Source organism: Pantoea anthophila, from assembly GCF_006494375.1.
Taxonomy (GTDB): domain Bacteria; phylum Pseudomonadota; class Gammaproteobacteria; order Enterobacterales; family Enterobacteriaceae; genus Pantoea; species Pantoea anthophila.
Genome location: NZ_VHIZ01000036.1, coordinates 78,848 through 93,056, shown reverse-complemented (window position 1 = coordinate 93,056; position 14,209 = coordinate 78,848). Strand labels below are relative to the sequence as shown.

The 14,209-nt window shown below is 57.4% G+C and carries 15 protein-coding genes; 7 read left to right on the top strand and 8 right to left on the bottom strand.

What is annotated here, in order from left to right; translation table 11 throughout:
• The first annotated feature begins 1 nt into the window (after position 1).
• The 5 genes from ribD to pgpA all read left to right on the top strand — a co-directional run bounded on the left by ribD (position 2) and on the right by pgpA (position 3,619).
• Positions 2–1,102, top strand: coding sequence for a bifunctional diaminohydroxyphosphoribosylaminopyrimidine deaminase/5-amino-6-(5-phosphoribosylamino)uracil reductase RibD (gene ribD, locus FJW00_RS06585; protein ID WP_140923316.1), 1,101 nt, complete (start codon positions 2–4; stop codon positions 1,100–1,102).
• 90 nt (positions 1,103–1,192) lie between these two features.
• Positions 1,193–1,663 carry a 6,7-dimethyl-8-ribityllumazine synthase gene (gene ribH / locus FJW00_RS06580; protein WP_009091746.1) on the top strand — a complete coding sequence of 157 codons (471 nt, stop codon included), beginning with the start codon at positions 1,193–1,195 and terminating at the stop codon, positions 1,661–1,663.
• Positions 1,664–1,682: 19 nt separating this feature from the next.
• Positions 1,683–2,102, top strand: a complete 420-nt coding sequence (nusB, locus tag FJW00_RS06575; protein ID WP_009091744.1) for a transcription antitermination factor NusB — start codon at positions 1,683–1,685, stop codon at positions 2,100–2,102.
• Positions 2,103–2,157: 55 nt separating this feature from the next.
• On the top strand, positions 2,158–3,135 hold the full coding sequence (gene thiL, locus FJW00_RS06570) for a thiamine-phosphate kinase (protein ID WP_046101351.1): 978 nt from the start codon (positions 2,158–2,160) through the stop codon (positions 3,133–3,135).
• A complete protein-coding gene (gene pgpA / locus FJW00_RS06565; RefSeq protein WP_072052699.1) occupies positions 3,080–3,619 on the top strand; it encodes a phosphatidylglycerophosphatase A in 540 nt (179 codons plus the stop codon). Before thiL ends, pgpA begins: the two co-directional genes overlap by 56 nt.
• A 51-nt stretch (positions 3,620–3,670) precedes the next feature.
• Here the strand turns inward: pgpA and FJW00_RS06560 are convergent, their stop codons facing one another.
• The 4 genes from FJW00_RS06560 to xseB form a co-directional block, all read right to left on the bottom strand.
• Positions 3,671–4,645, bottom strand: coding sequence for an aldo/keto reductase (locus FJW00_RS06560; protein ID WP_009091739.1), 975 nt, complete (start codon positions 4,643–4,645; stop codon positions 3,671–3,673).
• Positions 4,646–4,725: 80 nt separating this feature from the next.
• Entirely contained in the window at positions 4,726–6,591 is a 1,866-nt protein-coding gene (gene dxs, locus FJW00_RS06555) for a 1-deoxy-D-xylulose-5-phosphate synthase (protein WP_140923315.1), read from the bottom strand.
• Positions 6,592–6,610: 19 nt separating this feature from the next.
• Positions 6,611–7,510: a (2E,6E)-farnesyl diphosphate synthase gene (gene ispA / locus FJW00_RS06550; RefSeq protein ID WP_140028171.1), complete on the bottom strand. Its 900-nt coding sequence runs from the start codon at positions 7,508–7,510 to the stop codon at positions 6,611–6,613.
• Positions 7,510–7,752, bottom strand: a complete 243-nt coding sequence (gene xseB / locus FJW00_RS06545) for an exodeoxyribonuclease VII small subunit (RefSeq protein ID WP_009091735.1) — start codon at positions 7,750–7,752, stop codon at positions 7,510–7,512. The genes ispA and xseB overlap by 1 nt, the downstream gene beginning before the upstream one ends.
• A 232-nt stretch (positions 7,753–7,984) precedes the next feature.
• Between xseB and thiI the strand changes: the two genes are divergently transcribed.
• A complete protein-coding gene (gene thiI / locus FJW00_RS06540) occupies positions 7,985–9,433 on the top strand; it encodes a tRNA uracil 4-sulfurtransferase ThiI (RefSeq protein WP_140923314.1) in 1,449 nt (482 codons plus the stop codon).
• A 51-nt stretch (positions 9,434–9,484) separates the two neighbouring features.
• On the opposite strand, the gene yajL is transcribed toward thiI, so the two are convergent.
• The gene (yajL, locus tag FJW00_RS06535; RefSeq protein WP_009091730.1) at positions 9,485–10,081 is read right to left on the bottom strand and encodes a protein deglycase YajL; all 597 of its coding nucleotides are present in this window, start codon (positions 10,079–10,081) and stop codon (positions 9,485–9,487) included.
• A complete protein-coding gene (panE, locus tag FJW00_RS06530) occupies positions 10,035–10,955 on the bottom strand; it encodes a 2-dehydropantoate 2-reductase (protein WP_009091728.1) in 921 nt (306 codons plus the stop codon). The genes yajL and panE overlap by 47 nt, the downstream gene beginning before the upstream one ends.
• 135 nt (positions 10,956–11,090) lie before the next feature.
• On the opposite strand from panE, the gene FJW00_RS06525 reads away from it, so the two are divergent.
• Entirely contained in the window at positions 11,091–11,582 is a 492-nt protein-coding gene (locus FJW00_RS06525; RefSeq protein WP_009091726.1) for a YajQ family cyclic di-GMP-binding protein, read from the top strand.
• Positions 11,583–11,822: 240 nt separating this feature from the next.
• On the opposite strand, the gene FJW00_RS06520 is transcribed toward FJW00_RS06525, so the two are convergent.
• Both FJW00_RS06520 and cyoE read right to left on the bottom strand, forming a co-directional pair.
• Positions 11,823–13,187, bottom strand: coding sequence for an MFS transporter (locus tag FJW00_RS06520; protein ID WP_140923313.1), 1,365 nt, complete (start codon positions 13,185–13,187; stop codon positions 11,823–11,825).
• Positions 13,188–13,319: 132 nt separating this feature from the next.
• Entirely contained in the window at positions 13,320–14,207 is an 888-nt protein-coding gene (gene cyoE, locus FJW00_RS06515) for a heme o synthase (protein WP_009091722.1), read from the bottom strand.
• Positions 14,208–14,209: the final 2 nt, after the last annotated feature.

Sequence of the window (14,209 nt, the reverse complement as noted above, 5' to 3'; positions counted from 1 at the left end):
TATGGATGAACGCTATATGGCGCGCGCGCTGGAGCTGGCGCGACGCGGCCGTTTTACCACCATGCCCAACCCCAACGTCGGCTGCGTTATCGTACGCGATGGTGAGGTCGTGGGGGAGGGGTGGCACCAGCGCGCCGGAGAACCCCATGCGGAAGTCCACGCGCTGCGTATGGCAGGCGAAAAAGCGCGCGGTGCTACCGCCTATGTGACGCTGGAGCCGTGCAGTCATCATGGCCGTACGCCTCCCTGCTGTGATGCCCTGATCGCCGCCGGTGTGAAGCGGGTCGTGGCCGCGATGCAGGACCCGAATCCGCAGGTCGCCGGTCGCGGGCTGCACCGCCTGCAGCAGGCGGGCATTGAGGTCAGCCACGGTCTGATGATGCCGGAAGCGGAGGCACTCAATCGCGGCTTCCTCAAGCGGATGCGCACCGGGTTTCCCTGGATTCAGCTTAAACTGGGCGCGTCACTGGATGGCCGGACCGCCATGGCCAGCGGCGAAAGTCAGTGGATTACCTCTGCGGCTGCGCGTCGTGATGTGCAGCGTCTGCGGGCGCAAAGTGCGGCTATCCTGAGCAGCAGCGCAACCGTGCTGGCGGACGATCCCTCCCTGACGGTGCGCTGGTCCGAACTCAGTGCGGACACCCAGGCGCTGCTGGATGAGCAGCAGCTGCGTCAGCCGGTGCGGGTGATTATCGACAGCCAGAATCGCGTTACGTCCGGGCATCGCCTGATTTCGCAGCCGGGAGAAACCTGGCTGATGCGCCATCAGCCGGATCAGCAGAGCTGGCCCGCAGGCGTGACGCAAATTGCCGTTCCGCAGCGCGAGCATCAGCTGGATCTGGTGGCGATGATGATGCTGCTGGGCCAGCGCCAGATCAACAGCGTCTGGGTTGAAGCGGGCGCCACACTGGCGGGTGCGCTGCTGCAGGCGGGACTGGCCGATGAGCTGATCGTCTACGTGGCGCCTAAGCTGTTAGGTGATGAAGGCCGCGGCCTGTGTCACCTGCCCGGACTCAGTCAGCTGGCTGACGCGCCTGCCTTTCGTTTCAGCGATGTCCGTCAGGTCGGTGACGATTTACGCCTGACCCTGACGCCGCAATAACACGGGCGGAAAAGCGAGAGCACGCCGCCGAAGAGTATGATAGAATCCGCCCCCCTGCGCGGGGCTAAATAAACCCCTGAAAGGATAAGTATGAAAGTTATCGAAGCTGCTGTTGCAACGCCTGAGGCCAGTGTTGCCATCGTTATCGCGCGTTTTAACAACTTCATTAATGACAGCCTGCTGGAGGGTGCAATTGATGCCCTGAAACGTATCGGCCAGGTCAAAGATGACAATATCACCGTAGTCTGGGTTCCCGGCGCCTACGAACTGCCTCTGGCAGCTCGCGCGCTGGCTAACGCCGGCAAATATGATGCGATTATCGCTCTCGGCACCGTGATTCGTGGTGGCACAGCCCACTTCGAATATGTGGCGGGTGAAGCCAGCTCCGGTATCGCCAGCGTCGCCATTAACAGCGACATTCCTGTCGCGTTTGGCGTGCTGACGACCGAAAGCATCGAGCAGGCCATTGAACGTGCCGGTACCAAAGCCGGTAACAAAGGTGCGGAAGCCGCACTGACCGCGCTCGAAATGATCAACGTATTGAAAGCCATTAAAGCCTGATTTTTGTAAGGGGAATTTTGTGAAACCTGCTGCTCGTCGTCGCGCCCGTGAGTGCGCTGTTCAGGCGCTTTACTCCTGGCAGTTGTCGAATAACGACATTGCCGATGTGGAATACCAGTTTCTGGCGGAACAGGACGTCAAAGACGTCGACATTACCTATTTCCGCGAACTGCTGTCCGGTGTGGCGACCAACAGTGCGTATCTGGATGGACTGATGAAGCCCTACCTGTCGCGTCAGCTTGAAGAGCTGGGCCAGGTAGAAAAAGCGATCCTGCGCATCTCACTGTATGAGCTGAGCAAACGTGATGATGTGCCCTATAAAGTGGCCATCAACGAAGGGATTGAGCTGGCGAAAGTCTTCGGCGCTGAAGACAGTCATAAATTTGTTAACGGCGTGCTGGATAAAGCCGGTCCACAGATTCGACCCCATCGCAAATAAACAAAAAGGCCGGCTTGCCGGCCTTTTTTCATAGAGGGTTAAGCGGAACGTAATTATGTCTTGTGGTGAATTTGAACTCATCGCACGCTACTTCAACCGCAGAACACGCAGCCGCCGTGATGTCGAACTCGGCATCGGTGACGATTGTGCGTTACTGAGCGTGCCGGAAAAACAGACGCTGGCGATCAGCACCGATACCCTGGTTGCCGGTGTGCACTTCTTACGGGATATCCATCCCGCCGATCTCGGCTACAAAGCCCTGGCTGTTAATCTCAGCGACCTCGCCGCTATGGGCGCCGATCCCGCGTGGCTGACGCTGGCCCTGACGCTGCCGCAGGTCGATGAGAGCTGGCTGTCGGCGTTCAGTGAGAGCCTGTTTGAGCTGCTGGAGTATTACGATATGCAGCTGGTGGGCGGTGACACCACGCGCGGCCCGCTGAGCCTGACGCTGGCGATTCACGGTCTGGTGCCGCAGGGCCGGGCCCTGAAACGCTCCGGCGCGAAGCCTGGTGACTGGATCTACGTGACCGGCACGCTGGGTGACAGTGCGGCGGGCCTGGCGCTGCTGCAGCATCACTGCCGCATCAGCGATCCGGCGGTGCATGAGGCGCTGATCAAACGCCATCTGCGCCCCATGCCGCGCATTCTGCAGGGACAGGCCCTGCGTGCGCTGGCCTCCTCTGCGGTAGACCTCTCTGACGGCCTGATTTCCGATCTCGGTCACGTGCTGAAAGCCAGCGGCTGTGGCGCACGGCTTAATCTTGATGCTCTGCCGCTTTCTGGCGCGCTGCGTGACCATTTCGACCCTGAGCAGGTTCTGCGCTGGGCGCTGAGTGGGGGAGAGGATTATGAGCTCTGCTTCACCGTGCCGGAAGTGAATCGCGGCGCGCTGGATGTGGCGCTGGGTCATCTGGGCGTGCCCTACACCTGCATCGGTCAGATAGCACCGGAGTCGGAAGGCTTAACGCTGCTGGATAATGGCAAGCCCGCCACCTTCCGCCATAAAGGATTTGATCACTTTGATACGAAATAACGATGTGGCCAAAGGCCGCCTGCGGATGAGCAATCCCTGGCATCTGCTGGCGACCGGTTTTGGCAGCGGGTTAAGCCCGGTGGTGCCTGGCACCATGGGATCGCTGGCGGCGATCCCGTTCTGGTGGCTGATGACGTTTCTGCCGCAGGACCTCTATTCGCTGGTCGTGCTGGTCGGCATCTGCGTCGGCGTTTACCTCTGTCATCGCACCGCCAAAGATATGGGCGTTCACGATCATGGCAGTATTGTCTGGGATGAGTTTATCGGCATGTGGATTACGCTGATGGCGATTCCGGTCAACAGCTGGCAGTGGGTGCTCGGGGGATTTGTGCTGTTCCGTATTCTGGATATGTGGAAACCTTGGCCGATTCGCTGGTTTGATCGCAACGTGCACGGTGGCATGGGCATTATGGTTGATGACATCATTGCCGGGGTCATTTCGGCTGCCATGCTGTATGGCATCGGGGTCTGGCTGGCGGGCTGATCCGCTCACCCGCGATAAGATGACGCCCGGCAAGGGCGTCATCTGACGGCGTTACTCGAATCCCACCGCCTGATGCGGCTGATAGACCTCTTCCAGCAGGGTAATCTCGTCGTCACTCAGTGTGACATCCACCGCCTTCACCAGATCCGCAAACTGCTCAGCACGCGACGCGCCAATGATTGGCGCCGTGACGGCAGGTTTACTCAGCAGCCAGGCCAGGGCGACCTGTGCCCGCGTCACGCCTTTACTCTCTGCTACCTGCGCCAGACGCTGCGCAATGGCGGCATCATTCTCTTCGGTGGTGGCGTAGAGCTTCGCCATGACCTGATCAGAGGTGGAGCGAGCGGTGTTTTCACCCCAGGGGCGGGTCAGCTTACCGCGCGCCAGCGGACTCCAGGGCAGCACGGCGATCTGCTCTTTCTGACAGAGCGGATGCATTTCACGCTCCTCTTCACGCTGAATCAGATTGTACTGATCCTGCATGCTGACAAAGCGATGCCAGCCCTGTTGCGACTGCATCTGCAACGCCTGTGCAAACTGGCTGGCGTGCATGGATGAAGCCCCGATGTAGCGCGCTTTGCCCGACTGTACGACATCATGCAGCGCTTCCAGCGTCTCTTCCAGCGGCGTTTCGTAATCCCAGCGGTGAATCTGCAGCAGATCGACATACTCCATGCCGAGGCGCTGCAGGCTGTCATCAATGGATTGCAGGATATTTTTGCGCGACAGACCCTGTGAGAGGTTGCTCAGGGGGAAATAGACTTTGGTGGCGACCACAATCTCTTCACGGCGCGCAAAATCTTTCAGCGCCCGTCCCAGGATCTCTTCACTGCTGCCGTCTGAATAGCTGTTGGCCGTGTCGAAGAAGTTGATCCCTGCGTTCAGCGCCTGCTGGATCAGCGGACGGCTGCTCGCTTCAGGCAGCGTCCAGGCGTGGTTGCCGCGCGTCGGCTCGCCATAGGTCATGCAGCCCAGACAGAGGCGCGAAACCTGAAGGTCGGTGGTTCCCAGTTGAATCAGTTTCATGGTAGAGGCTCCTGCGAAAGTGCAAAGGTTTCAGCATAGCAGGGCGTTGCGCTCCCCGGAGGGAGCGCAGAGAGGAGAGGTTACTGCGCCAGCCAGCGGGTGATCTGCTGCTGGATACCTTCGGCGTCCAGCAGGTAGTCATGGCGCACTTCTTCCTGTGTGCCCTGCGGGATAAATTCATCGGGCAGACCGATATTGAGAACCGGCACAGCCAGGCGTTTCGCCATGACGAACTCATTGACGCCGCTGCCTGCACCGCCCTTGATTGCGCCTTCTTCCAGTGTAATCAGTGACGTGTGGGTGGCGGCCAGTTCAGAAATCAGCGCCTCATCCAGCGGCTTCACAAAGCGCATATCGACCAGGGTCGCATTCAGCGCTTCCGCCGCAGCGGCCGCTTCCGGCAGCAGCGTACCGAAGTTCAGAATCGCCAGTTCTTCACCCTGACGTTTCACCACGCCTTTGCCCAGCGGCAGGCTGTGTAACGGTGCCAGTGGGGTGCCAACGCCGGTGCCGCGCGGATAACGCACGGCGCTCGGCCCGTCCTGATAGTGATAGCCGGTGTAGAGCATCTGACGGCACTCATTTTCGTCGCTGGGGGTCATGATCACCATCTCCGGCACACAGCGCAGATAGGCGAGATCAAATGCGCCCTGGTGAGTCTGACCGTCCGCGCCAACAATACCACCGCGATCGATAGCAAACAGGACCGGCAGTTTCTGGATGGCGACGTCATGGATTAGCTGATCGTAGGCGCGCTGCAGGAAGGTGGAATAGATGGCCACGATCGGCTTATAACCGCCAATCGCCATACCGGCAGCGAAGGTCACCGCGTGCTGCTCGGCGATCGCCACATCAAAATATTGCTGCGGGAACTCACGCGAGAAGGCCACCATGCCGGAGCCTTCACGCATCGCCGGGGTAATCGCCATCAGCTTCGGATCGTCGGCGGCCATTTCGCACAGCCAGTTGCCGAAGATTTTAGAGTAGCTCGGCAGACCTTCGGCACTTTTCGGCAGTTCGCCAATGGCCGGATCGAATTTAGGGACGGCGTGCCAGGCAATCGGATCTTCCTCTGCCGGGGCGTAGCCTTTCCCTTTCTTCGTCATGATATGCAGGAACTGCGGCCCTTTCAGGTTGCGCATGTTACTCAGCGTATTGACCAGCGTCAGGACATCGTGGCCATCAACCGGACCGATGTAGTTGAAGCCTAACTCTTCAAACAGCGTTCCCGGCACCACCATGCCTTTGAGGTGCTCTTCCGTGCGCTTAACCAGCTCTTTAATCGGGGGCAGGTTAGTCAGTACGCGCTTACTGCCTTCACGCAGTCGCGCGTAGGTTTTACCTGACAGGATCTGCGCCAGACGGTTATTCAGCGCGCCGACGTTTTCGGAGATCGACATCTCATTGTCGTTGAGGATCACCAGCATGTCCGGTTTAATATCACCGGCATGGTTCATCGCTTCAAACGCCATGCCTGCGGTGATAGCCCCATCGCCGATAATACAGGCGGTGCGACGCCCCTGACCTTCGCGTTCTGCCGCCGCGGCCATGCCCAGACCGGCACTGATGGAGGTCGACGAGTGACCGACGCTCAGCACGTCATATTCACTTTCGCCGCGCCACGGGAACGGATGCACGCCGTTTTTCTGACGGATGGTGCCGATGCGATCGCGGCGACCGGTCAGAATTTTATGCGGATAAGCCTGATGACCCACATCCCACACCAGATGGTCAAAAGGAGTGTTGTAGACATAATGCAGCGCGACAGTCAGTTCGACAACGCCCAGACCCGATGCAAAATGGCCGCTGGAGCGGCTCACGCTGTCTAACAGATACTGACGCAGTTCATCACACAGTGCAGGCAGCTTCTCTTTCGGCAGGGCACGCAGCTCCTGAACCGTGTTTGCCAGCGCCAGTGTCGGGTATTTAGCAATATCAAAACTCATCAGAGACTCATTATGGAAGTTATTTGTCGCGTTCAATTATGAAGCTCGCCAGCGCCTGCAGTGCTGTGGTGTTATAGGAGTGCGCGGCGAGCAATTCCAGAGCATCAAGGGCTTCCTGATACAAATCCCGCGCTTTGGCACGGGCATTTTCTAAGCCTAACAGTGAAGGATAGGTGCTTTTGCCCAGTTGCTGATCGGCACCCTGACGTTTTCCGATAACGGCGGTGTCACCCACCACGTCCAGGATGTCGTCCTGCACCTGAAACGCGAGACCGATAGCCTCAGCATAGCGGTCGAGCAGCGGCAGGGCTTCACGGCCCGCATCGCCTGCGGTAAAAGCACCTAAGCGGACGGCTGAGCGGATCAGCGCGCCCGTTTTGTGGCGATGGATCTGCTCCAGCTGATCAAGATCCACCGATTTACCCTCTGCCGCCAGATCAAGCGCCTGACCGCCGCACATGCCGGCCACGCCGCTGGCGTTTGCCAGTTCAGAGATCATCCGCAGCCGGTATTCCGCGCTGACACCCGGCATGGCTGCGTCTGTCAGAATTGAGAAGGCCAGCGTCTGCAGGGCATCGCCTGCCAGTATCGCCGTATCTTCGCCATATTTAATGTGACAGGTCGGCTGCCCGCGACGCAGTGCATCGTCATCCATCGCAGGGAGATCGTCATGAATCAGAGAGTACGCATGAATGCATTCAACCGCGGCGGCGGGCGCATCCAGACTCGCCGGGTCGGCGCGGAGCATCTCACCGGTCGCGTAGACCAGAAAAGGGCGCAGGCGTTTACCGCCCAATAATGCCCCATAATGCATGGCATTAACCAGAGGAGAACTCTGAAAAGGAAGTGGCGCTATAAAACGCGTCAGCGCGGCGTTGACCTGCTGCTGATACGCGTCGAGTAATCGGACAAAATCCATTAGTCATTTTCCGGCGTGAAAGCAGTGAGGTCGGCGTTTTTATCGTCGTTCAGCAGAATACGGACACGCTGTTCAGCCTGCTGCAGCGTCTGCTGGCCTGTCCGCGCCAGCTGCACGCCGCGCTCAAACTCGTTGAGGGCTTCTTCCAGCGGCAGTTCACCACTTTCCAGACGGCTGACAATCTGCTCCAGCTGCTGCAATGACGTTTCGAAGCTGGCTGGCTGTTCGGCTTTTTTCGGCATATTTCGTGTCGACTCACGGTTGGGACATTATCTCGCAATCGGTCATGGTAGCTGAGACCCTATGATTAGCAAAATAATCAATGCGGCAGCTGATGAAGAAGCAGTCACCTGACAAAGGTGATATACTCCCGCGCCTCGGATGCGGTTGCGCCTTGCAGCCCGCAATTTTGTGATTTTACCAGCTAAGTGCTGCCTCTTTTAGCACTTATTTGCCCAACGAAGCTGTGTCGCCATGAAGTTTATCATCAAGTTATTTCCTGAAATCACCATCAAGAGTCAGTCGGTGCGTTTGCGCTTTATCAAGATTCTTGCCAGCAATATCCGTAACGTCCTGAAAACCGTCAGCGACGACATCGCCGTTGTGCGTTACTGGGATCACATTGAAGTGCGCTCAAAAAACGACGCGCTGCGGGACATTATTCCCGATGAACTGACGCGCATTCCGGGGATTCATCACGTTTTAGCGGTTGAAGATCGCGAGTACACCGATATTCATCACATCTTCGAACAGACCTTAGCGCAGTATCGCGACAGCCTCGAAGGAAAGAGCTTCTGCGTTCGGGTTAAACGTCGTGGTAAGCATAGCTTCAGTTCGCAGGATGTGGAGCGCTATGTGGGCGGCGGGCTGAACCAGCACATCGAAAGCGCCCGTGTGCAGCTTAAAAACCCGGAGGTAACGGTTAATCTCGAAGTGGACGAGAATCAGCTGACGCTGGTGACCGCACGCTATGAGGGGCTGGGCGGTTTCCCAATCGGCACACAGGAAGATGTGCTGTCGCTGATTTCCGGTGGCTTTGACTCCGGCGTCTCCAGCTACATGCTGCTGCGTCGCGGCAGCCGCGTACACTACTGCTTCTTTAATCTTGGCGGTGCCGCTCATGAGATTGGCGTCCGTCAGGTCGCGCACTATCTCTGGAACCGCTTTGGCCGTTCGCACCGGGTGCGCTTTGTGGCGATCAATTTTGAGCCGGTCGTCGGTGAGATTCTGGAAAAAGTGGATGACGGTCAGATGGGCGTGGTGCTGAAGCGCATGATGGTGCGTGCCGCTTCCCGCGTGGCTGAGCGTTACGGCGTACAGGCGCTGGTCACCGGTGAAGCGGTCGGGCAGGTATCGAGCCAGACGCTGACCAACCTGCGTCTGATTGATAACGCCTCCGATACGCTGATTCTGCGTCCGCTGATCTCTCACGACAAAGAGCACATCATCAAAGTCGCCCGGGAGATCGGCACCGAAGATTTTGCCAGCACCATGCCGGAATATTGTGGGGTGATTTCCAAAAGCCCGACAGTGAAGGCGGTGAAAGCGAAGATCGAGGCAGAAGAGCAGAATTTCGACTTCACGATTCTGGATCGCGTGGTGGAAGAGGCGACCAATGTCGATATCCGCACCATCGCTGAGCAGACAGAAGAGGAGGTGGTGGAAGTTGAAACCGTCGCGCTGCTGAGTGAAAACGACGTAGTGCTGGATATCCGCGCCATCGACGAGCAGGAAGAGAATCCGCTTGATCTGAAGGCAACGGAGGTGAAATCACTGCCGTTCTACAAACTCAGCACGCAGTTTGGCGATCTCGATCAGAACCGCACCTGGCTGCTTTACTGCGATCGCGGCGTGATGAGCCGTCTGCAGGCCCTCTATCTGCATGAGCAGGGCTTTAAGAACGTGAAAGTCTACCGCCCGTAGTGCTGGCTTACGGTCAGTCAGACCCTGTCGGGGTCTGACTGATGAGCCTGATCACGCCTGATAGTCATAAATGCCGGGTGCCAGCACCAGCTGGGCGGCAACGTCGCGCGCCATTTCTTTTCCCACCAGCAGATCGATCAGCTTCAGCGCAAAATCCATGGCCGTGCCGGGTGCCTGGCTGGTGAGCAGTTTTACCCGCGGGTCCCAGACGACGCGGCGCTCCATCCATTTCTCCGCCGGAATGGTCTCTTTTAAGCCGGGAAAGCCGGTCATGTTTCCGACAGGGAACAGATCGTGGGGAACCAGCACCGTACCTGCCGCCGCGCAAATCGCCGCAACGATTTTATCACTGAGATGAAACTGACGCACCGTTTCGACCAGCAGCGGGCTGTCACGGAAGGTCTCCGCGCCTTTCAGGCCACCGGGCAGGACAATGGCGGCGAAATCATTGTCGGCGACCTCGACCAGCGGAGCGTCAGCCAGCAGGCGGACACCGCGTGAGCAGACGATCTCCCGGCTGCCATCGCTTTCGACGCTGGCGGTGACGACATTCAGCCCGGCACGAACCAGCAGGTCGATGGTGGTGACGGCTTCGGTCTCTTCACTGCCATGTGCCAGGCAAACCAGCACCGATGCGTTCGCGGTCATAATGGGACTCCTTGCGTTTTACAATGTCATACAGACGGGTGTTCTCCGACAGCACCAGGCCGTGCGTCCGGGCGCGGCGCAGTAAAAAGCCGCTGATGTAGTCGATTTCGGTGAGCCGCTGCGCGCGGATATCCTGCAGCATGGAAGAGGTGTTCGCCGCCGTGCTTTCAATCACGTCGAAGATAATATCCTGCAGGCTTTCGCTGGCTACGTTCTGGCCTTCGCGCTCCATGACCCAGCTGATCTCTTCGCATAACTGCGCAATCTGTTCCGGATACGCACGCAGCGCGCCGTTCTGGCACTCATATTCCACGCTGAGCGGGTTGATCACGCAGTTCACCGCCAGCTTGCGCCAGCAGGCCGCACGGATGTTGTCATGCCAGGCGACATCGGGCAGGGCATGGTGCAGGATGTCGGCCAGATCGCTGTAAGCGGCGCTTTTACGGTTTCCGGGACCGATGTGGGTGATGCCGCTGGCGATGTGTTTGATGACGGTGCCATCACGCATCGCGGCGTGCGTCGTGACGCCGCGCAGTAGCGGCTGGGTTAACCCTTTAAGCTCCTCCAGCGTGCCCATGCCGTTATGCAGCAGCAGCACCGGGCAGTTTTCCGGCAGAACGCTTTCCAGATTTTTCACGGCGGGCGACACCTGTGGCGCTTTTAGCGTAACCAGCAGCAGCTGGCTTTCCGCCAGAAACAGCGGATCGTTAGCGATGAAGGTGCGGTTGGCTATGTTGCCTTCCGGGTCGACGACATTGGCCGAGCAATAGGGCTGCGGCACCCGCAACCATCCCTGCACCTCGTGTCCCTGACGGGCGAGCGCTGTCAGCCAGACCTGACCCAGAGCACCGCACCCTAACACGGTAATTTTCATACTGCCTCCCGCTGGCGGGCTATCCATTTATTATTTACTGTCACACCATGAGTATAGCGTCGTGCACAGCCTGATTTTATTTAGCACCGTAAGACGCGTATTATGCATGTCACTTTAGCGTCAGGAGAAGAAGAGATGCCATCTTTCGATATCGTTTCAGAAGTCGATCTGCAGGAAATTCGCAATGCGGTGGAGAATGCCAACCGTGAGGTGTCTACCCGCTTCGATTTCCGCAACGTGAGCGCCGAGTTTGAGCTCAACGAAAAGAATGAAACCATTAAAATCACCAGCGAGTCTGATTTCCAGGTTAAACAGCTGGTCGATATTTTGCGTGAGAAGTTACTGAAGCGCGGGATTGAAGGCGGTGCCTTAGAGGTGCCGGAAGAGATTGAGCACAGCGGTAAAAGCTGGGCGGTCGATGCCAAACTGAAAAAGGGCATTGAGAGCGACGTAGCGAAGAAGCTGGTGAAGCTGATCAAAGACAGTAAGCTGAAAGTGCAGACCCAGATTCAGGGTGAAGCGTTACGAGTGACCGGCAAAGCGCGCGATGATCTGCAGAGCGCAATGGCGATTGTGCGCGGCAGCAATCTGGGGCAGCCGTTCCAGTTTAAAAACTTCCGCGATTAAGCGGGGCAGGCTGTTTTTTTGGCCTGAAGGCAGTTATGAAAAACCCGGCTCAGGCCGGGTTTTTTGTTGTTGAACCGGATGTCGTCTGTATGATTACGTTCTGGTTCCCTAAGCCTTTGAATTTATGAGTCATCTGTAAGAAGGGTGCGGCTTTTGCGACTTTCCGAACTGGCCGTGTTCCCTGAGCCAGCTCGATCCTGAAGCGAAACGAGCGGAAGTCGTCGCGAAAATTTTCTTAAACTAGCAACTCCCCAGCAGCGCTTCCAGCTCTGGCCGACTGGTGACCTTGCTATCAATTTTGATATACGCGCTTTTCTCTTCCGGCACGATAAACACGGAGTTCACCCCTTTCTGCGCTTTCAGGCGCTGCTCCAGATTCGGCAAAGCCAGTGCCGCGTCACTCAGCACAATGCGCAGGCTGCTCACATAAGGGGGCTCCTGCATCGTCATACTGATAAACAGCCAGGCCGCAGCAACCATTGCGCCGACCATGAACACGGTCTGTGCATCGAAATGACCAAACACCCAGCCGCCCATGCTGCCGCCAACGGCTACGCCAAGGAACTGACTGGTGGAGTAAATGCCCATCGCCGTTCCTTTGTAACCGGCAGGCGACTCTTTACTGATCAGCGAAGGGAGAATGGCTTCCATCAGATTGAAAGCGAAGAAGAAGAGCTGAACCCCAACGACCAGCGTCCAGAAATGCCCTTCCGCACCCCACAGCACGATCTCGGCAATAACGATCATCCCGACGCAGCCCACAAAGACGCGCTTCATGCGACGCTTCACTTCGGCATAAATGATGAACGGCACCACGCCCGCAAAGGCGATCAGCATGGTAGAGAGATAGACTTTCCAGTGTTCCGGGGCCGGGAAACCCGCCTGCTCAAACTGCCCCGGTAAGGCGACAAAGCTCGACATCAGCAGGATATGCAGACAGAAAATACCGATATTCAGCTTCACCAGGCGCGGATTCGCCAGCACCTTGCGAAAGCTGCCTTTGACCATCCCCGATTCACGGTTCAGCACATGATGCGGGGTGGATGGCACCACCAGCAGCGTGATGACGATACCCAGCGAGGCCAGGATCGCAATCATCCAGAACAGCGCCTGCAGCCCTAACGCGTGCGTAACGACCGGACCGACGACCATCGCAATCGCGAAGGTGACACCAAAACTGATGCCGATAAAGGCCATCGCTTTGGTGCGGTTCTGCTCTCGCGTCAAATCGGAGAGCAGCGCCATCACGGCAGCGGCAATTGCGCCGGAGCCCTGCAGCGCACGGCCCAGAATAATGCCCCAGATAGAGTCCGTGCAGGCAGCAATAACGCTACCCACAACAAACAGCAGCAGTCCGCCCACGATCAACGGCTTTCGCCCGATGCGATCGGAAAGCAGACCAAAAGGAATCTGAAAAATCGCCTGGGCCAGGCCATAGATACCAATCGCCAGGCCGATCAGCGTTTCACTCGCGCCCTGTAATGCCATGCCATAAGTGGTCAGTACCGGCAGGACCATAAACATTCCCAGCATGCGCAGGGAAAAGACCGTACCGAGGCCCCATGTGGCGCGCAGCTCCACCGGAGTCATTTTATTATCGTTCATTCCAACCTCTGTTAATGTGCTGCATTTATTCTAGGGGGCGGGGCAGGGCGGGTAAAACAATAGTTTTTAAGCAGTCGTAACAAAAAGAAAGGGCGCGAAAATCGCGCCCTTTTCATGCTCTTACGGTGTCCGTTACCAGACGTAAGTCAGCAGGTCCTTTGAGGCCGGAGCCATCGAATCTACCGACATCATCACGCTCAGCGCGGTAATCGTCACGATAGAGAAGACAAACAGTTTACGCGCCCAGACACGATCGTCAGCGGTTTTATAACCGGATAACGCCATGCCCAGCCACCAGACGCTGACCGCAGCGGCCACCACCAGATATTTGTAGCCGGCATAGCCACCCAGCGTCAGCATCAGCGTGGCAATCATAAACGCCAGGATATAGAGCGTAATATGATTTTTTGCTACGGAGATCCCTTTCACCACCGGCAGTACCGGGATGTTCGCCGCCTGGTAATCTTTGAAGCGGAAGATGGCAATCGCGTACGAATGCGGCATCTGCCACAGGCTGAAGATCGCCAGCAGGATTAAGGCACCGGCATCAAACTCATTGGATACCGCACAGTAGCCGATAACCGGCGGTGCAGCACCCGACAGACTGCCAATCAGCGTACCGTAAACGGAATGACGCTTCATGTAGAGACTGTAGATGCCCACGTAAACCACGAAGCCCATCACCGCCAGCCACATGGCCAGCGGATTTGCACCGAAGTAGAGCAACGCAAAGCCAGCAATACCCAGCACAGTGGCATAAACCAGGCTTACTTTCGCGGAGATAAGGCCTTTTACCAGCACCCGATTCCTGGTTCTCTCCATCTTGATGTCGATGTCGCGGTCGATCACGTTGTTGAAAACACAACCCGATGCAACCACCAGTGACACTCCCACCAGGGTGATGAGAAACAGGGCGTAATCCGTGTTGCCTTTAGAGGCCAGCAGGAATCCGCCGATCACAGAAATTAAATTCCCGAAAATAATTCCTGGTTTTGTAACTTGCAGGTATTGCTTAAACATTA

What these genes read in the sequence shown, in the direction of transcription:
- thiL (WP_046101351.1), top strand. Translation starts at nt 2,158, where the DNA reads ATGTCTTGTGGTGAATTTGAACTCATCGCACGCTACTTCAACCGCAGA.
- dxs (WP_140923315.1), bottom strand. Translation starts at nt 6,591, where the DNA reads ATGAGTTTTGATATTGCTAAATACCCGACACTGGCGCTGGCAAACACG.
- ribH (WP_009091746.1), top strand. Translation starts at nt 1,193, where the DNA reads ATGAAAGTTATCGAAGCTGCTGTTGCAACGCCTGAGGCCAGTGTTGCC.
- thiI (WP_140923314.1), top strand. Translation starts at nt 7,985, where the DNA reads ATGAAGTTTATCATCAAGTTATTTCCTGAAATCACCATCAAGAGTCAG.
- xseB (WP_009091735.1), bottom strand. Translation starts at nt 7,752, where the DNA reads ATGCCGAAAAAAGCCGAACAGCCAGCCAGCTTCGAAACGTCATTGCAG.
- panE (WP_009091728.1), bottom strand. Translation starts at nt 10,955, where the DNA reads ATGAAAATTACCGTGTTAGGGTGCGGTGCTCTGGGTCAGGTCTGGCTG.
- pgpA (WP_072052699.1), top strand. Translation starts at nt 3,080, where the DNA reads ATGGCAAGCCCGCCACCTTCCGCCATAAAGGATTTGATCACTTTGATA.
- ispA (WP_140028171.1), bottom strand. Translation starts at nt 7,510, where the DNA reads ATGGATTTTGTCCGATTACTCGACGCGTATCAGCAGCAGGTCAACGCC.
- ribD (WP_140923316.1), top strand. Translation starts at nt 2, where the DNA reads ATGGATGAACGCTATATGGCGCGCGCGCTGGAGCTGGCGCGACGCGGC.
- cyoE (WP_009091722.1), bottom strand. Translation starts at nt 14,207, where the DNA reads ATGTTTAAGCAATACCTGCAAGTTACAAAACCAGGAATTATTTTCGGG.
- FJW00_RS06520 (WP_140923313.1), bottom strand. Translation starts at nt 13,187, where the DNA reads ATGAACGATAATAAAATGACTCCGGTGGAGCTGCGCGCCACATGGGGC.
- FJW00_RS06525 (WP_009091726.1), top strand. Translation starts at nt 11,091, where the DNA reads ATGCCATCTTTCGATATCGTTTCAGAAGTCGATCTGCAGGAAATTCGC.
- yajL (WP_009091730.1), bottom strand. Translation starts at nt 10,081, where the DNA reads ATGACCGCGAACGCATCGGTGCTGGTTTGCCTGGCACATGGCAGTGAA.
- FJW00_RS06560 (WP_009091739.1), bottom strand. Translation starts at nt 4,645, where the DNA reads ATGAAACTGATTCAACTGGGAACCACCGACCTTCAGGTTTCGCGCCTC.